This window comes from Massilia sp. YIM B02443, assembly GCF_030411955.1.
Lineage (GTDB): Bacteria > Pseudomonadota > Gammaproteobacteria > Burkholderiales > Burkholderiaceae_D > Telluria.
In genome coordinates this window covers 1-350 of record NZ_JASNRA010000082.1, presented here as the reverse complement: position 1 = coordinate 350, position 350 = coordinate 1, and the positions used below count along the sequence as shown (strand labels likewise).

Sequence of the window (350 nt, the reverse complement as noted above, 5' to 3'; positions counted from 1 at the left end):
TTCCACCCGATGGCGTTCGCTGTCGTCATAGCTTTGCTTGGCGCGATGATTCTGTCGATCACGTTCGTGCCTGCGGCCGTTGCCCTGTTCATCGGCAAGCGCGTGGCCGAAAAGGAGAACCGCTTGATGACGATGGCGCGTAATGCCTATGCGCCTGCATTGCGCGCTGTCCTGCGTAACGGACCGATCGTGCTGACGGCATCAATAGTCACCGTGGTCCTGTCCGGACTGCTGGCGACACGACTCGGGAGCGAATTCATTCCCAATTTAAATGAAGGCGACATTGCGATCCAGGCTCTACGCATTCCGGCGACCAGCCTCACCCAATCAGTCGATATGCAGAAGAAGCT

General features: G+C 57.4%; 1 protein-coding gene. It reads left to right on the top strand.

All coding sequences use genetic code 11. The features are described from left to right. On the top strand, nucleotides 1-350 hold a 350-nt coding region (locus QPK27_RS25275), incomplete at both ends, for an efflux RND transporter permease subunit (protein ID WP_290420895.1).